We start from the raw sequence: 16,939 nt of genomic DNA, 5'->3' as shown, positions 1-16,939 counted from the left end.
GGAATAAGCGTATGTGTGGTTCCGTTGAGGGAAGTGTCCGCAGATGTGACCGGACCGGCCATATCAGCGATGGAGAAGACAGAAAGGTCTTTCGAGAACGTGACAACCCAAACCGAGGTCCAGTTGGACACGCCCACCGCCCACAGCACCGAAGGCGAGCAGAAGATCCACGACGTCATCATCGTCGGGTCAGGACCGTCCGGATACACGGCGGCCGTCTACACGGCGCGTGCGAACCTGAAGCCCGTGATGATCGCCAGCTCCGTCAAGGCCGGCGGTGAACTGATGAACACCACCGATGTGGAGAACTTCCCCGGGTTCCCGGAGGGTGTCATGGGCCCGGACCTCATGGAGCAGTTCGAGAAGCAGGCCCGCCGATTCGGCACCGAGATCCTCTACGAGGACGTCGTGAAGGCCGAACTCTCCGGAGACGTCAAGAAGCTCACCATCGCCACCGGCGAGGAGTTCCTGGCCCGCTCGGTGATCATCTCCACCGGATCCGAATACCGCGAGATCGGCCTGGACGACGAGAAGCGCCTGTCCGGTCACGGTGTCAGCTGGTGTGCCACATGCGACGGCTTCTTCTTCCGTGACCAGGACATCGCCGTCGTCGGCGGCGGTGATTCAGCCATGGAGGAGGCGCTCTTCCTCACCAAGTTCGCGCGGTCCGTGACGGTGGTCCACCGCCGCGACACCCTCCGCGCGTCGAAGATCATGCAGGACCGCGCCTTCGCCCACGAGAAGATCTCCTTCCTGTGGAACTCCGAGGTCGTCGGCATCCATGGATCCGACAAGGTCACCGGACTGAAACTGGCGAACGTCGTCGATGGTACGACGAGCGATATCGACGTGACCGGTGTCTTCGTTGCTATTGGTAACGATCCTCGTGTCGATCTGGTGAAAGACCAGCTCGAGTTGACGGTCGAGGGCACCATCGCGGTCCAGGGCCGGACGTCGAAGACCTCGGTCCCCGGCGTCTTCGCCGCCGGCGATGTCATCGACCCGACGTATCGCCAGGCAATCACCGCATCCGGCAGCGGATGCGTGGCCGCTCTCGACGTCGAGCACTATCTGGCAGACACCGTGAGCGCATCCCAGACAGCGGCGCGCGTACCCACGCCGCCCGCAGAAGCCGTGTCCGAGAACGCTTCCCTCTGATCGATCAATCACAAGGAGTAATGCAATGAGCAACGCAAAGGATGTGACTGACGCGTCATTCGACGCCGACGTCCTGCAGGCGAGCAAGCCCGTCATCGTGGATTTCTGGGCAGAATGGTGCGGCCCCTGCCGCATGCTGTCGCCCATCCTCGACGACATCGCCGCCGAGCACGCTGAGAAGATCGATGTCGTCAAGGTGAATGTCGACGACAACCCCGCCATCGCTGCGAAGTACGGAATCACCTCGATCCCCGCCGTGTACGTCTTCAAGGGGGGCGAGGTCGCGGCGACTTCCATCGGCGCCAAGCCGAAGCAGGTCCTCGAGCAGGAGTTCGCGGCCTTCATCAACTGATCGCCTGGAGTACCGAGGGACCCGCCGACAGGCGGGTCCCTTTTTCATGCTGCGGGACACAAGAGGCGTCACGGATGGCTCTCGAGACATACCGTCCACCCTCATCTAGCAGGACCGCCCTGGTACGCCGTCACCTGCCCCGACCCTCGATCGTCCACGTCGATCACGCAACGCCGCACGTGGTGACTGGAAACCGTCCCCGAGCACGCGAGGAGTGGGGAAATCGGGGAGGGGTGGCGATCAGGAGGGCTAGGCATCCATGCCGACTCGTGGCGACTTTCGACTCGCCCAGCGCAGCGTTTCATAGTCCGTTTCACCCTCGTAATACCCCGGCCATGATCCTTCGTCGGACTGTCTGATCGGAGCGTGCCTGATCCTCCCGCTCGAAACTTCCAGCACGTTGAAGACCTGCATACGGAGGAACTCGGCTCATGACCCGATGCCAACCCGGGAGCAACGGGCGGTATCACTGTCTCGCACACGACAGTGCCCTACGCCGATTGCAGCCTCATGGGCCCACTACGGCGATCGCTGAGCCACGTCGATACGGGTCCCTGTCACGACCTGGACAGAGGTTCGTCGGCGGTAATGCTTCAAGATTCTTCTGCCCTGGCAGGCTTCACAACGTAAGGGCCGGACATCGCACTTCTTTCCCACCTCCTGATCGCCTCGAACTGAACACAGCTGTCAATGTTTCACGTGGAACGCATAGGACAGTCACTCGGGAAGAGAACATGAGGAGGTAGTTGGGCACTTGACAACTCTTTATGTTTTTACCCGGGTATGAGGACGGCCTTCACAGGGGAGAGTCCACGCTATTCCAGCTGTAGACAGGACGTTCTCGTCCCCGACCGCACTCTCACTACAGGGAAGTGCACTGGTAGCGTCGCACAGCTCCACAAGAAATCCGGACTACTCCCACCACTGCATACCGCGACTCCGCGCAGTCGAATCTAGCTCGGAACCACCGATCAGCGTGTACGTTTCACGTGGAACAGAAACGCCCGAGGGCAGCCGATCTGCGTCGTGTCTTCCCTGACGACAGCTCCCGTGGTCTTGTTGACCACGAGGCGCCGTCCTCCGCCGAAGCGGTGCCGCTCTCGACCGGTTGACCGGCAGCGAAGCCCTGCGAACCTCGGTTTCTCGATCTCACGGTGTCGCGGTCTGACCATCTCGGCTTCTCGCCCCCTCGTTTTCTCGCCCCGTCACCCTCTCGCCGGCTCGCTATCTCACCCCCTGGTTCTCCCGCGCTGTCACCCTATCGCCGTCTCAGACTCTCGACCTGTCACCCTCTCGCCATCTCGCTGACGCTCCGTTTCGCCAACTCGCCAACTCGGGGACTCCCGGACTCCCGGATCCACGAACGCTCGAACTCTCGGGTTTGCACGTGCCATCCATGCGCACCGTGCCCCATCATTGGCATCCTTCGCACGGATCGCACTGCGGCGCGACCGACCGCTCGGCGGATCGATTGAGGGAGAGTGAGCGTAGTCTGCTGAATTAGCGCTGAAGAACGACTGCTGCACCACTCACCAAGCCCGCTGCAACGGTGTGTGGCCACACCATCAGTCCGATGAGTTCTACCGGCGCTGTTCGTCGACAGTTCGACTCTCGGCTTTCGGCCGTCGTTTCACGTGAAACCGGGAGTCCATAGGAGACAATTCGAGGAGCCGAAGTCCCCAAGGACGTCAGCAGAAGCGCCTCCGTGTCACGTGTGAGACCACTGAGGACGCAGCTGCCGCGGTCGCGCCTCCCGCGCAAAAGCACCCATCCTGATCAAGCCGACTCCGGGCCGTTGATCCGCTCACAGAGGACGAAGAGCTGCGGACCTTTGGCCCACTTCAATCGACTGTGTCATCCTGAAATGGCTGGAGCGCAGCTTCCGAAGCGCCGGCGCCAGCTTAGGTGAAGAATAGGCCTCAGAATCGGACCTGGATCGGGCTTCGGCGGCCGGAGCTGCCCGACTGCGCCAGCATCCGACGGTATGCGGATCGCTGACCACAGATCGGTGAGAGGGATCGATAGGACACGTGTTGCTCCCGGGCCTGATGCACTTCAGCATCGATCTCGCAACAAGGACCAGAGAGAATGGTATTCGTTCAGGGGAGGCGACCGCCCCGAAGACCCGATAGTGAGCTGACTCGGAGCCAAATGAGCTCGTTGTGACTACTCATGCTCCTCGTTTCACGTGAAACACAGCAGTGATGTGGCCTCATAGCAGGACGATCGCGCCATATGGGGCTCGGCTGCCCTCCAGGTCTTCAAGATGCCAGCGGGGGTCGACCGTGAGCCCTTCCAGCGGGCTCTTCCGCCGCAGGCATGGCGCAGTGTATGGCCGACAGACGGAGATGGTCCCTGCCTCAGCCCGCCGTGGTGGCCTTCTGAGCGGCACCCCACACGACCCTGACGCTCCCTGACCAGGGCTGTCAGCACGAAATCCTCTTGGTGACGAAAGGTATATGAGACCTTCGGTCTGATAGGGCTGGAAAAGCCCGGTCGTTAGAAGGAGCATTCCCACGATCGCACGACAAAGCTCCTTATGTTCCACGTGAAACGAGGAAAACACCCGGCCAACTCCGTCGGGTAGTACCTGGCAGACCTGCATAATGCGTGTCTTCGGCTGTACAGGTGACCAGTTTTGTGGCGACAATCACGCTGTACCAGAGCCTGAACAGCGGGGCGAGCCGTTTGCCGACCGGGAGCACGAGGTCTGGAGCCTCTTCCTCCTCATCACTGTTCTTCTACTTCATACTGCGCGGAATCTCAGCTGCCGCCACGGTGCAAGCAGCTTGTGAGGAGCCCAGACAACGGCGGATGCCGAGCAGCACCTGGTCAGCTCACTCCTGCACACGCCGTATCAAGGAGAACGAATCCACAACGCACGGGCTGAAGCCCGGTGCGGATTCTCCAGCGAAAGAACCACCGCCCACCCAAAGATCCGCCCCCCCGATGATCGGTAACGGTCCTCCGGCGACGGCGTTTCACGTGAAACACCACGCACCGCTATCGAGTACCTCGAGCGCCCATGATTGCGCCGCGCAGATCATCGAACTCGCGACTCAGGGCGGGCGACCATTCCTACTCAGGAGCCGGGGCTAGAACACCGATAATCCTGTTCAGGTCATCTACACTCGCGAACTCGATGCTGACGCGGCCCTTCTTGGCGCCCAACGTGATCTTCACACTGGTGTCCAACCGATCAGCGAGGGAGGTTGCCAAGTAGTCGAGCCGTTCGTGACGAGCGCCATCCTTCGGCATGAAAGGCTTCGAAGCGCGCCTCAAACCGCCACTGAGGGCAACGATCTCCTCGGTGGACCGAACAGACAACCCTTCGGCTACGATTCTCTGAGCCAGCTTCTCCATATCGGCAGGATCTGCAAGGCCGAGCAGTGCACGGGCGTGGCCTGCTGAAAGAACTCCGGCGGCCACCCGACGTTGCACGAGCGGGGGGAGCTTCATCAGCCGCAGTGTGTTGGAGATCTGAGGACGGGACCGTCCCAGACGTCCTGCGAGTTCGTCATGCGAGCACCCGAAATCATCGAGAAGCTGCTGGTACGCCGCTGCCTCTTCCAGTGGATTCAACGCGCTCCGGTGAAGGTTCTCCAGAAGAGCATCCCGCAGGAGGTCGTCGTCGAGAGTGACACGGATGATGGCGGGGATCGTCTCCATACCGGCTTCACGCGAAGCTCGCCACCGACGCTCACCCATCACCAGTTCGTACCGGGGTTCTCCTGGCTCCTGCGACGGCCTGACGACGATCGGTTGCAGAACGCCGATTTCGCGGATCGAGTGAACCAGTTCCGAGAGCTCGTCCTCGTTGAACTCGACGCGGGGCTGCTTGCGGTTCGGGTGGATCGCGTCCAGCGGCAGGTCCGCGAAGGTCGCGCCGGGTACCTCGACCAGACCCGCACCCGCATCAGCCCCAGCCACGACATCGGCGCTGACGGAAACGGCGGACCGACCGCTACCGGTCGTTTCACGTGGAACAGGGGTGGCAGCTTCGGCGCGACCGCCGGGAACCGATCCCTCTTCCCGGCCAGCGCTTGGTGTGGCCGCCTGCGCCGACCGCTGGTCGTCGTGCGCATGTCCCGTGACCTGGGATATCGTCGTGTCCGTTTCATCGGGGGCATCCCGCTCCGAGACATCGCCCTGTTCCCGGGGCTCAGCCGGCGTTGACATTGATTGCCCGGGGGCCGCGGCCGATGCGGCGTTGTCTCCCGCCTCTGACGTAGATGACCTCTTCGCTTCACCGGACGCAGCTTTACGGGACGTCTTACCAACGCGCTTCGTTTGCGCATCTTGGACATTCTTGTTGATCCCGCTGCGCAGCGCGGAGGAATACGAACGTGGCTGCTCTGCCACGTCTTCCTCGGTCACGCGTTCGAAGAACAGATCGACAGGCCGGCTACCCTGCTTGCGATCACTGCTGTCCGTCTGAGGGACGTCACGGGACGCGCCGACCGGCTCCACTGCAGGCAGAACCTCTGGCTCCTCCTCAGCGGGTGCACTCGGAATCAGAGCACCCAGTCCTCGACCCAATCCGCGCCGTTTCTCAACCATGTCATTCCTTCCGGGTGTGGACCCATGCCCACCAGTACTGTTCAGGGGTTCGGATCACCCGGACCCACAACTCCTATGAACGCGAGGCTATTTCCGCGGCAGCTTCCTGATAGGACAGCGCCCCACTCGAGGACGGATCGTAGGTCATGACGGTCTGCTGGTAGCTGGGGGCTTCGGAGATCCGCACCGAGCGGGGTACCACAGCCTTCAGCACCTGCTCGGGGAAATGCTCCCTCACCTCAGCCGCCACCTGGGCCGCGAGGTTCGTTCTCCCGTCGTACATGGTCAGGAGGATGGTCGAGACGGCGAGATCCGCGTTGAGGTGCTTCTGGATCATCTCGATGTTCTTCAGGAGCTGGCTCAGCCCTTCGAGCGCGTAGTACTCGCACTGGATGGGGATGAGCACCTCCTTCGCCGCGACGAAGGCATTGACGGTGAGGAGGCCGAGACTGGGGGGACAGTCGATGAACACGAAATCCAGCCGCGGCTGACCCTTCTCCTCCCGTTCCTTCGCGTAGAGGTCGATGGCACGGCGGAGGCGTTGCTCCCTCGCAACCAGGGACACCAGTTCGATCTCGGCCCCAGCAAGGTGGATCGTCGCCGGCGCACAGATGAGGTTGGGAACATCGGGGCAGGGCGCCACCACGTCACCGAGCGGGACGTCGTCGATGAGAACGTCGTAGATGGAATCCACTTCAGCGTGGTGGTCGATGTTGAGTGCAGTGGAGGCGTTGCCCTGAGGGTCGATGTCGATCACGAGAACCTGCAACCCCGCGGTGGCCAGCGCGGCGGCGATGTTGACCGTCGTCGTCGTCTTGCCGACCCCACCCTTCTGGTTGCTGATGGTCATGATGCGGGTACTCCGCGGCTTGGGAAGTTCCTTGCCCAGCAGCTTCTCCCGACGCTTCGCCTCGTTCGCCAGCTCCCGGCCGAGAGGCGAGGAGTCGTCCATCGTCTCCATCACGCTTCCGCCCCTGGCCGTCTTCTTCGTCGACGTGTCGACCGCATTGGCTGTCTTGCCACGCGCTGACAGGGTTTCACGTGGAACTACACCTGTATTTGCTGGATCTGCAAACTTTCCCGGTTGTATTTCACGCAAGCCGACCGAGGGAGGGTTGCCGAGGGCGCGATGGCCCTCGACCTTCTTCACGGGGGCGTCCTTGATGGTCACTCGGTTGCTCACTCTCACATGCCAGACGTCGTTATCTACAAGGGTAGCCGGAACGCTGCGGGACTCAGCCGCCATCCGACCGGAACGGCAAGGAGCCAACGCGGGCAGGGGAATCAGGATCAGCGGATCAGCACGGGGATCCGCACCACCGTTGTGGGTTCCTCCAGCACTGCATCGCCGATCACGATGATCTCCGGCGTTCCGCCGCCCAATGTGCGGATGACCTTCTTCGCTTTCTCGATCTCGTCCGACGCCCCTCGCCCTTTGATCGCGAGTACCTCTGCGCCGGGACGAGCCAGGGGGATGGTCCATCCTGCCAGCGTCGTGAGGGCGGACACCGCGCGGGCCGTCACGTAGTCACCGGCGACATCACCGACCAGCTGCTCTGCCCTCGCACGGTGCACCGTCACGTTGTCGAGGCCGAGATCGCGGACGACCTCGTTCAACCAGATGACCCGCCGCTCCAGGGGTTCCACCAGGTGCAACTCGAGATCCGGTCTGGCGATGGCGATCGCGAGACCGGGAAGACCGGCACCACTGCCGACGTCCACGACCGTCGTATCCACCGCCATCAGATCGGCGACCACCGCACAGTTGAGGACATGGCGTCCCCACAGTCGGGGAACCTCCCGTGGCCCCAGGAGACCCCGTTCGATACCCGACGACGCAAGATGGGCGACGAAGGCGCGGGCGGTCTCGATCCGGCCCCCGAAGATGCTCTCGGCGGCAGCGAGCTCGTGCCGGCTCGGCTCAGGAATCGCTCCCGGCGCCTGATCCGGGCTGTCAGTCATCGCTCGGCGACACGACGATGTGTCGCGCCTGACCTTCGCCCTCGGACTCACTGACGAAGCCGAGATCAGCGACGACGTCGTGCACGATCTTCCGTTCGTAGGCGGACATCGGAGCAAGGGCGACATCCTCGCCGCTCTCCTTCACCCGGTCGACGGCTTCCTGCGCCACAGCCGTCAGCTCCCGCCCACGCCTGTCTCGGTAGCCGTCGACGTCCAAAACCAGTCGCGACCGGGCGTCGGTCGCGGTCAGCACGCTGAGTCGGGTGAGCTCCTGCAGCGCCTCGAGAACCTCTCCGTCAGCACCGACGAGGGCCCCGAGCCCGGTGTCGGCGGAGCCCTCGGACACGATGGAGATGTAGGTGCGGCCACTCCTCACCTCGATGTCGATGTCCCCGTCGATATCGGCGATGTCGAGGAGTTCCTCGAGATAGTCCGCTGCTACATCGCCCTCCTCATCGAGTCTCGACGACCTCGATCCCGCCGGACCGTCGGTCTCCTCGGCAGCATCCGCCTCAGGGGCGTCGACCTCCAGGCCGTCCGCCTCTCCGGGACCGCTCTGGTCCGTCCCGTTCGGGTCGAGCTCGGGAGCCTGCTCTTCGTTGTCTACGCTCATCGCTTCTTCCTCTTCTTGCGCTGGGGCTGGACGCGCTGCACCCGGGCCTCGGGAACCGCCTCGATGGCAGGCTCGGCCTTCCGCTCGCCGAGGAGCGGGACCATGGGCAGACCCTTCTTGGCGCGGCGATCGGCCAGTGCCTTCGCAGCGGGCGATCCCGGCGTCGGCATCCTCCGGATCACGTAGAACTGCTGCGCCATGGTCCACACGTTGGTGGTGGTCCAGTACACGAGGACACCGATCGGGAAGTTGATCCCGCCGATGCCGAAGACCAGCGGGAGGATGTAGAGCATGATCTTCTGCTGACGCATGAAGGGGCTCTGCATGGCCTCCTCGGACATGTTCTTCGCCATGATCTGCTTCTGCGTGATGAACTGCGAGGCCGTCATCGCGATGATCATGATGACGGAGAGGATGATCACGCTGATGTTCCCGTCGGCTCCGAAGCTGCCGAGGAAGGTGGACGAGAGGGGAGCCCCGAAGATGGTGGCATCGTCGAACTGGCGGACGGACTCCGGCGAGAGGGCGCCGATCTCGATGCCCTCCTCGCTCGCGCGGGAGATCCCGTTGAGGACCGTGAAGAGCGCGAAGAAGAACGGCATCTGGATGAGGATCGGCAGGCAGGCAGCGAACGGGTTCGTCCCGTGCCTCTTGTAGAGCGCCATCTGCTCCTGCGTCATGGCCTGGCGCGAGAGCTGGTCGGTCTTGCCCTTGTACTTCTGCTGCAGCTTGCGGAGATCCGGCTGCAGGGCCTGCATCCCGCGCTGCGCCTTGATCTGCTTGACGAAGACCGGGATCAGGGCGGCACGGATGACGACGACGAGTCCGACGATGGAAAGCACCCAGGTCCACCCGGATGCCGGGTCCATCCCGAGGAACGAGAAGCCCTCGTGGAACATGAACATGATCCACGACACGAGCCACCTGAACGGCGCCAGGATCGTCTCAAAAAAACCCATAATCAGTTTGCTCCTCGAGCCGCCGGGCGGCTTTCGTCATCGGCCGGGATGACCGGGTGGTTCAACACAACAATCGAAGGGACCTTCCCGTCCGGAAAGATCCTGGAACCCTCGGGTACGTGATCCACGCCGCCGTCGTTCCATGGGTGGCAGCGGACCACCCGCCGTGCGGCGAGCCACGTTCCCCTCAGGAAGCCGTGGACCGTGACCGCCTCCAGCGCATAGGCGGAGCAGCTCGGGTAGAAACGGCACACCTGGCCGTACAGCGGAGAGACGACCTTCCGGTACGCGATCAGGAGCCAGATCGCAGCGAGACGCGGCAGACCGATGAGGAAGGCCAGCACAGCGACGGCGACCTTCTTCACGATACTCTGCCTTCCTTCTCCGGGACCTGCGACCGCTCCAGCTTCCGAACCACCGCTGCGAGCCCTCCCGTCACGTCCCGGTGCACGTCCTGCCACTCGGCGCCGGCCGATGCGGGAAGTGCGCGGACGACGACGTCGAAACCCTGCGGGTGTGTCCGGATCCACTCCGCCATGACATGGCGCAGCCTTCGCTTAACGAGATTCCGCGCGACGGCGTTCCCCACGTTCTTGCCGACGATGAAACCGACCCGGGAGGGGGCATCCGACGACGTCATGGCCCCGTATAGCACGACGTTCCGGCGCCCTGAACGGACACCGGAACGTACGGTACGTGCGAAATCCGCCGCTGCTCGCACCCGATGGATCACCGGGAGCACAGGTCGGACCAATCCACGGAGGGGAGAGGAGAGCCTGCGCCGGCGCGATCACCCGAGGGCTGCATGGCGGGGAGGGAACCGCTTAGGCCGAGAGTTCGGTACGGCCCTTGCCGCGGCGCGCCGACAGGATGGCGCGGCCTGCGCGGGTGCGCATGCGAAGACGGAAACCGTGCTTCTTGGCACGACGGCGGTTATTCGGCTGAAAGGTCCGCTTGCTCACTGTAGTTACTCCAGAACGATCTTGAGATGCGTCCGGCCCATTGCAACAAGGGGGAAGAACAGACTGACGCGATGAAGGTGTACATCCGACATTCGCGGGAGAGCTGTCACATCCCGAGGCCACTTCGTACCCGGGAACATCTGTGATGGCATGCGAAATGCAGACATGTTGGACTACATCACGTTAGGGGACGCGGCTCAGGGGCGTCAAACTCGCGGTCGGTCGGCTGTGGACCATACTTCTCTACAACCTGTGGACAACCGGTACCCGACCAACAGTACACGGCCACTCCCGAGGCTCCCGTGAAGGTCTCCGCGCCCCCGTCCAGGCCCCGCAGGTCCGCTATCTTCTGTACTTTCCATCCTCTAGTCTTGCCATGGTCCGTTTATCCACGCCTTGTGTACAAGTCTGTGGATGACGGACCTTTTCGAGGGTGGACTGCAGAGCCAAGAGGGGTTTTCCGTGGGTACAGATGAGGTAAACGACGTCGGGAGTTCCTGGCGCAAAGTCATCCGGACCCTCGAGCAGGACGATCGTGTCACTCCCCGGCAGCGGGGCTTCATGGTGCTCGCCCAGGCCCAGGGGCTCATCGGCACCACCATGCTCATCGCTGTTCCGAACGAACTCACCCGTGAAGTCCTGCAGACGCAGTTGAAGAGTGCGCTCGACGAGGCCCTGCACGACGTCTTCCGTGAGGACATCCAGTGCGCCTTCGTCATCGATCCGGAATTGACCCCCGTCAGGGAGGAGGAACCGGATCCCGAACCGGAGGAATCCTCCCCGGAACCCAAGGGCGAGACGAAGCCGTCACCGACGCCACCGAGCAACTCGCACGAGTTCGGCCGGCTGAACCCGAAATACATTTTCGACACCTTCGTCATCGGATCCTCCAACCGCTTCGCCCACGCTGCCGCCGTGGCCGTCGCCGAAGCACCGGCAAAGGCCTATAACCCCCTGTTCATCTATGGCGACTCGGGCCTCGGGAAGACACACCTCCTGCATGCCATCGGGCACTACGCCCGCCACCTGTACACGGGGATCAGGGTCAGGTACGTGAATTCGGAGGAGTTCACCAACGACTTCATCAACTCGATCCGGGACGACGAGGGGTCGAGCTTCAAGCAGACCTATCGCAACGTGGACATCCTCCTCATCGACGACATCCAGTTCCTCTCCGGCAAGGACCGGACGATGGAGGAGTTCTTCCACACCTTCAACGCGCTGCACAACCACAACAAGCAGGTCGTCATCACGTCGGACCTGCCGCCCAAGCAGCTGATCGGGTTCGAGGAGCGCATGCGGTCCCGCTTCGAATGGGGCCTGCTGACCGACATCCAGCCACCCGAGCTGGAGACCAGGATCGCGATCCTGCGGAAGAAGGCGATCAGCGACAGCCTGAGCGCACCCGACGACGTCCTCGAGTACATCGCCTCGAAGATCGCCACGAACATCCGGGAACTCGAGGGGGCCCTGATCCGGGTGACGGCGTTCGCCAGCCTGAACCGGCAGCAGGTCGACGTCAACCTGGCGGAGATCGTCCTCAAGGACCTCATCTCCGACGACGGCGCCCGGGAGATCACGTCGACGGTGATCATGGCGCAGACGGCTGATTACTTCCAGATCAGCCTGGAGGAACTGTGCAGCAAGTCGCGGACGCGCACCCTCGTCACGGCGCGGCAGATCGCGATGTACCTGTGTCGGGAGTTGACGGACATGTCGCTTCCGAAGATCGGTGCCGAACTCGGCGGTCGTGACCACACCACGGTCATCCATGCGGACCGGAAGATCCGTGAACTCATGGCCGAACGCCGTGCGATCTTCAATCAGGTGACGGAACTGACCAACCGGATCAAGCACAAACAACGCGAAGCCTGAGCACCGCGGACGAGTTCGGCCGCATCCCGTCGGTAATTAACAGGTGTGGACACAGCTGTGGATAAACCCCTCCCTCAGCACGGTCATCCTGAGGACAAACCCCCCTCGCCCTGTGGATCGCCGGAATCACAAGGATCTTGCCCACAGGGGACTCCTGCCGGCCGTTCCGCCGACCCACACCTTGTCCACAGGTCACTTCGGTGCAACCCCGCGGCCGCAGTGGGTTATCCACAGAATCCACAGCAGTTATTAACACTACGAACCTTAAACTTCAAAAGTTCTTCAGATAACATTCCACGTCCCGCTCCGCACCGATCCCCTGGACCTCCACCCCGCTTCGCGGACCCGATGTCCGGCTAAGCTTTCACCCAGTAGGGTTGTAGTTCCCCGTGCCCGGGCACCTCCGTGGACGACGTTGGACCCATCACCCGCCGGCTCCGCCGGTGGCTGTTTTTTTGAAAGGCGGCACTGCTCCGTGAAATTCAGAGTTGAGCGGGATGTACTGGCAGAGGCTGTCTCCTGGACCGCACGCTCGCTGTCTCCACGGCCGCCGGTGCCCGTTCTCGCAGGACTGCTGATCAAGGCCGAGGCAGGAACACTCAGTCTTGCGAGCTTCGACTACGAGATCTCCGCGCGTCTCGAGATCGCGGCCGATGTCATGGAAGAAGGCACGATCCTCGTCTCAGGCCGACTCCTCGCCGACATCTGCCGTAGCCTTCCGTCCGCTCCCGTGGAGGTCGCCACCGACGGCTCCAAAGTCACCCTCACCTGTAGGAACAGCCGCTTCAACCTCGCCACCATGCCGGAGGGTGAGTACCCGGAGCTACCGAAACTCCCCGACGTCAGTGGTGTCGTCGACGGCGACGCGTTCGCCCAGGCCGTCTCCCAGGTGATCATCGCCGCCAGCCGTGATGACACCCTGCCCATCCTGACCGGCGTCCGCATGGAGATCGAGGACGATCTCATCACCCTGCTCGCAACGGACAGATACCGCCTGGCGCTCCGTGAAGTGTCCTGGAGACCGACCACTCCCGGAATCTCGACCAGCGCGCTCGTCAAGGCGAAGACACTCAACGAAGTAGCGAAGACACTCGGTGGGGCCGGAGACCTCAACATCGCCTTCTCTGCGGACTCGGAACTGATCGGCTTCGAATCAGGCGGTCGACGGACCACCTCGCTGCTCGTGGATGGCGACTACCCGAAGATCCGTTCGCTCTTCCCGGAGAAGACCCCGATCCACGCGACGGTCCAGACCAGCACGCTGGTCGAGGCTGTACGTCGTGTCTCCCTCGTCGCCGAGCGGAACACCCCGGTCCGTCTCGCGTTCACCGATGGTCAGGTCACGCTCGACGCCGGCACCGGCGAGGACGCACAGGCATCCGAGGCCATCGAAGCGACGTTGGACGGCGATGACATCACCGTCGCCTTCAACCCGCATTACCTGAGTGAGGGTCTGGGTGCCTTCAGCAGCCCGTATGTGCGTTTCTCCTTTACCTCACCTCCGAAGCCTGCGGTCATGTCCGCCCAGGATGACGTCACGGGTGAGGACAGGGAAGACTACAGGTACCTGCTGATGCCCGTGCGGCTTCCCAACCAGTAGGCCGCCCCCAGGCACAGCGATCGGCCCCACCCTCGGCCGAACTCACCGTCAGAAGGAGAATCTCATGCATATCGGCCTCATCGGACTCGGAAAAATGGGTTTCAACATGAGAGGTCGGTTGCGGGAGAAAGGCATCGAGGTCACCGGATTCGACCGGAGTCCGGACCGCACCGACGTGCCGAGCCTCGAAGAGCTCGTCGCGGCGCTCCCCATCCCGCGGATCATCTGGGTGATGGTTCCCGCGGGGCAGATCACCGACGCGGTGGTGAAGGACCTCTCCGAACTCCTGAGCCCGGGCGACCTGGTGATCGACGGCGGCAACTCGAAATTCACGGACGATCAGATCCACGCGACCCTGCTCGCGCAGAAAGGCGTCAGGTTCCTGGACTGCGGCGTATCCGGCGGGGTGTGGGGCCTGGAGAACGGCTACGGACTCATGGCCGGCGGCACCCAGGAGGACATCGAGCTCGCCATGCCGATCTTTGATGCGCTGCGTCCCGAGGGTGAGCGTTCCGAGAGCTTCGTCCACGTGGGGGACGTCGGTGCCGGTCACTACGCCAAGATGGTCCACAACGGGATCGAGTACGGACTCATGCAGTCGTACGCCGAGGGCTACGAGCTGCTCGAGGCCAAGGACATCGTCAAGGACGTCCACGGCACCTTCGCCGCATGGCAGAAAGGGACCGTCGTACGGTCCTGGCTCCTGGACCTCCTCGTCAAGGCGCTGCAGGAGGACCCGGGACTGTCCAGGATCGCCGGCTACGTCGAGGATTCGGGCGAGGGCCGCTGGACGGTCGAGGAAGCCATCGCCAACTCCGTCCCCGCACCCGCCATCACGGCCGCCCTGTTCGCCCGCTTCGCCTCACGACAGGACGATGCACCGGCCATGAAAATGGTCGCAGCACTCCGCAACCAGTTCGGCGGCCACGCCGTGAAGCCCGCCCAGCCGACAGCGGAGTGAGTGGTGCCCGGTGTACGTTGAGCACCTCTCGCTCACCGGGTTCCGCAGCTACCCCCAGCTCGACGCGGAGATAGGCCCCGGGACGACGGTCTTCGTGGGACCGAACGGTGTCGGCAAGACCAACATCGTCGAGGCCGTAGGGTATCTGGCCTCGCTCTCCTCCCATCGGGTCAGTACCGACCGGCCCCTGATCTCCTTCGGCGAGGACAGGGCGATCATCCGCGGACGGCTGGTCCGTGGGGACCAGCGGACCACCGTCGAGGTGGAGATCAATGCCGAGACCGCGAACCGTGCCCGGATCAACCGTTCCAACCCGGTAAGGGCACGTGATGCCGCCGGGATCCTGAAGACCGTGCTCTTCGCACCGGAGGACCTCGCACTGGTGAAGGGAGACCCTTCCGGCCGACGACGGTATCTCGACGACGTCATGGTCTCCCTGCTTCCCCATCAGTCGGCCCTCCGCGCCGATTACGAGCGTGTCCTGAAACAGCGGAACGCCCTCCTGAAATCGGGCCGGACCGCCGGGCGGTTCTCGGCCGCCCACGAGTCGACCCTCGACGTCTGGGACCAGCACCTCGCCGAGGCGGGGGCACGCCTGCTGTCCGCTCGGCTGGTGCTCGTCGGGCAACTCCGACCGCTCGTCCAGCGGGCCTATGCGGAGTTGACGGACGGATCGAAGACCGCGGAGCTCGCCTATGCCTCGAGCGTCTCCGTCTCGCCGATGGGCGACTCCGGCGCCGACGACGACGTCCCGATCGCCGTACCCGGTGACGGGACGGAGAACACCCTGCGGGGGCTGGACGCCCCCGCACTGACCCAGCTGTTCGTGGATACCCTGCTGCGGCACCGGAAGAAGGAACTGGAGCGCGGACTCTCCCTCGTGGGACCGCATCGCGATGATCTCGGTTTGGTGCTCGGAGCCGTGCCCGCGAAGGGATACGCCTCCCATGGCGAGACCTGGTCCATGGCACTCGCCCTGAGGCTTGCCTCCTACTACCTGTTGTTGCAGGAGGACCGGACACCCGGGGGTGGTCCCGTCCTGATCCTCGACGACGTCTTCGCGGAGCTGGACGCCGAGCGGCGCCACAGGCTCGCATCGATCGTGGCGCCCGCCGAACAGGTGCTGGTGACCGCCGCCGTGGGCGACGACATCCCCGATGCACTGGTCGGTCGACAGATCCGCGTCGTGTCCGGCGGGATCGATGCAGGGGACGCCCGCCGTGCGTGACCCGGAGCCCGCTGACGATCCCGAGAACATATTGCCGTCGGCATATTCCGATACAGGTATGTCTCTCGGTGATCGCGGCGCTTCGGCCGATGTCGGTCCGGGCGTTGGATTCCCTGAACAGGATGCCCCCCAGGCACTGCTCAATCGCCTGCGGAACGCCTCCGCTTCGCGTGGTACTCCTCGCGAGGCCTCCACACGGAAACCGGCGAAGACGGCCCGGAGGCGCTGGTCCCCGGACCCGGTCTACGGAGGGCGTGATCCGGAGGGACTGGGGAACGTCTTCTCCCGCATGCTCGCCGAGCGGGGGTGGAGGTCTCCGGTCGCCGTCGGATCGGTCCTCTCACGCTGGGACGAGATCGTCGGTGCGGACATCGCGGCCCACTGCGTGCCGGAGAGTTTCGACGCGGACACGGTCCTCGTGAGATGCGATTCGACGGCCTGGGCCACACAGTTGCGCCTCATCACGCCGCAGGTCCTGCAGCGGTTCGAGGCGGAGCTGGGGCCCGGGGTCGTCACGCGCCTCTCCGTCGTCGGGCCGGCAGCGCCCAGCTGGCGCAAGGGCGGGCGGACCGTGAAGGGCCGCGGCCCGCGCGACACCTACGGATGACACGCGGCGAGTTCTGCGTCCTCTGAGCGGGCTGTAGGGCAATCGGGGGTGCCTCACCGGTATCGGTCCTCACGGGACGACCCGCTGTTCGCTCTGACGCCC

15 protein-coding genes are annotated in these 16,939 nt (G+C 63.6%); 7 read left to right on the top strand and 8 right to left on the bottom strand.

Features of this window, described 5'->3' with window-relative positions; translation table 11 throughout:
* Window positions 1-99: 99 nt before the first annotated feature.
* On the top strand, window positions 100-1,158 hold the full coding sequence (trxB, locus tag ASF21_RS02220) for a thioredoxin-disulfide reductase (RefSeq protein ID WP_414826593.1): 1,059 nt from the start codon (window positions 100-102) through the stop codon (window positions 1,156-1,158).
* A 25-nt stretch (window positions 1,159-1,183) separates the two neighbouring features.
* Window positions 1,184-1,510, top strand: coding sequence for a thioredoxin (trxA, locus tag ASF21_RS02215; RefSeq protein ID WP_055766189.1), 327 nt, complete (start codon window positions 1,184-1,186; stop codon window positions 1,508-1,510).
* Between the two features lie 3,078 nt (window positions 1,511-4,588).
* On the opposite strand, the gene ASF21_RS02210 is transcribed toward trxA, so the two are convergent.
* The 8 genes from ASF21_RS02210 to rpmH form a co-directional block, all read right to left on the bottom strand.
* Window positions 4,589-6,070 (bottom strand): ParB/RepB/Spo0J family partition protein, encoded by a 1,482-nt coding sequence (locus tag ASF21_RS02210; RefSeq protein WP_055766185.1) that lies wholly within the window; start codon window positions 6,068-6,070, stop codon window positions 4,589-4,591.
* Window positions 6,071-6,143: 73 nt separating this feature from the next.
* Window positions 6,144-7,103 (bottom strand): ParA family protein, encoded by a 960-nt coding sequence (locus ASF21_RS02205; protein ID WP_235498691.1) that lies wholly within the window; start codon window positions 7,101-7,103, stop codon window positions 6,144-6,146.
* A 257-nt stretch (window positions 7,104-7,360) separates the two neighbouring features.
* Window positions 7,361-8,032: a 16S rRNA (guanine(527)-N(7))-methyltransferase RsmG gene (rsmG, locus tag ASF21_RS02200; RefSeq protein WP_157365701.1), complete on the bottom strand. Its 672-nt coding sequence runs from the start codon at window positions 8,030-8,032 to the stop codon at window positions 7,361-7,363.
* A complete protein-coding gene (locus ASF21_RS17230; protein WP_082471167.1) occupies window positions 8,025-8,645 on the bottom strand; it encodes a protein jag in 621 nt (206 codons plus the stop codon). The genes rsmG and ASF21_RS17230 overlap by 8 nt, the downstream gene beginning before the upstream one ends.
* Window positions 8,642-9,604, bottom strand: a complete 963-nt coding sequence (yidC, locus tag ASF21_RS02190) for a membrane protein insertase YidC (RefSeq protein WP_055766182.1) — start codon at window positions 9,602-9,604, stop codon at window positions 8,642-8,644. Before yidC ends, ASF21_RS17230 begins: the two co-directional genes overlap by 4 nt.
* Window positions 9,605-9,606: 2 nt before the next feature.
* Window positions 9,607-9,969, bottom strand: a complete 363-nt coding sequence (yidD, locus tag ASF21_RS02185; protein WP_414826592.1) for a membrane protein insertion efficiency factor YidD — start codon at window positions 9,967-9,969, stop codon at window positions 9,607-9,609.
* The gene (gene rnpA / locus ASF21_RS02180; protein ID WP_235498626.1) at window positions 9,966-10,325 is read right to left on the bottom strand and encodes a ribonuclease P protein component; all 360 of its coding nucleotides are present in this window, start codon (window positions 10,323-10,325) and stop codon (window positions 9,966-9,968) included. Before rnpA ends, yidD begins: the two co-directional genes overlap by 4 nt.
* 103 nt (window positions 10,326-10,428) lie before the next feature.
* On the bottom strand, window positions 10,429-10,566 hold the full coding sequence (gene rpmH / locus ASF21_RS16270; protein WP_022892375.1) for a 50S ribosomal protein L34: 138 nt from the start codon (window positions 10,564-10,566) through the stop codon (window positions 10,429-10,431).
* Between the two features lie 462 nt (window positions 10,567-11,028).
* Here rpmH and dnaA point away from each other — a divergent pair, with 462 nt between their 5' ends.
* From dnaA to ASF21_RS02155, 5 genes are all read left to right on the top strand, one after another.
* Window positions 11,029-12,441, top strand: a complete 1,413-nt coding sequence (gene dnaA / locus ASF21_RS02175) for a chromosomal replication initiator protein DnaA (RefSeq protein WP_055766176.1) — start codon at window positions 11,029-11,031, stop codon at window positions 12,439-12,441.
* Between the two features lie 475 nt (window positions 12,442-12,916).
* On the top strand, window positions 12,917-14,041 hold the full coding sequence (gene dnaN, locus ASF21_RS02170) for a DNA polymerase III subunit beta (protein WP_055766173.1): 1,125 nt from the start codon (window positions 12,917-12,919) through the stop codon (window positions 14,039-14,041).
* A gap of 64 nt (window positions 14,042-14,105) precedes the next feature.
* Window positions 14,106-15,002, top strand: a complete 897-nt coding sequence (gene gnd, locus ASF21_RS02165) for a phosphogluconate dehydrogenase (NAD(+)-dependent, decarboxylating) (RefSeq protein ID WP_055766170.1) — start codon at window positions 14,106-14,108, stop codon at window positions 15,000-15,002.
* 10 nt (window positions 15,003-15,012) lie between these two features.
* On the top strand, window positions 15,013-16,230 hold the full coding sequence (gene recF / locus ASF21_RS02160; RefSeq protein WP_055766167.1) for a DNA replication/repair protein RecF: 1,218 nt from the start codon (window positions 15,013-15,015) through the stop codon (window positions 16,228-16,230).
* A gap of 58 nt (window positions 16,231-16,288) precedes the next feature.
* A complete protein-coding gene (locus ASF21_RS02155) occupies window positions 16,289-16,837 on the top strand; it encodes a DUF721 domain-containing protein (protein ID WP_055766164.1) in 549 nt (182 codons plus the stop codon).
* The last annotated feature ends 102 nt before the right edge of the window (window positions 16,838-16,939 follow it).

The sequence above is a fragment of the Arthrobacter sp. Leaf234 genome (genome assembly GCF_001422665.1).
In the GTDB taxonomy this organism is placed as follows: Bacteria; Actinomycetota; Actinomycetes; order Actinomycetales; family Micrococcaceae; genus Arthrobacter_D.
The sequence above is the reverse complement of the archived record's forward strand: the minus strand, read 5'-3'. Positions and strand labels throughout refer to the sequence as shown.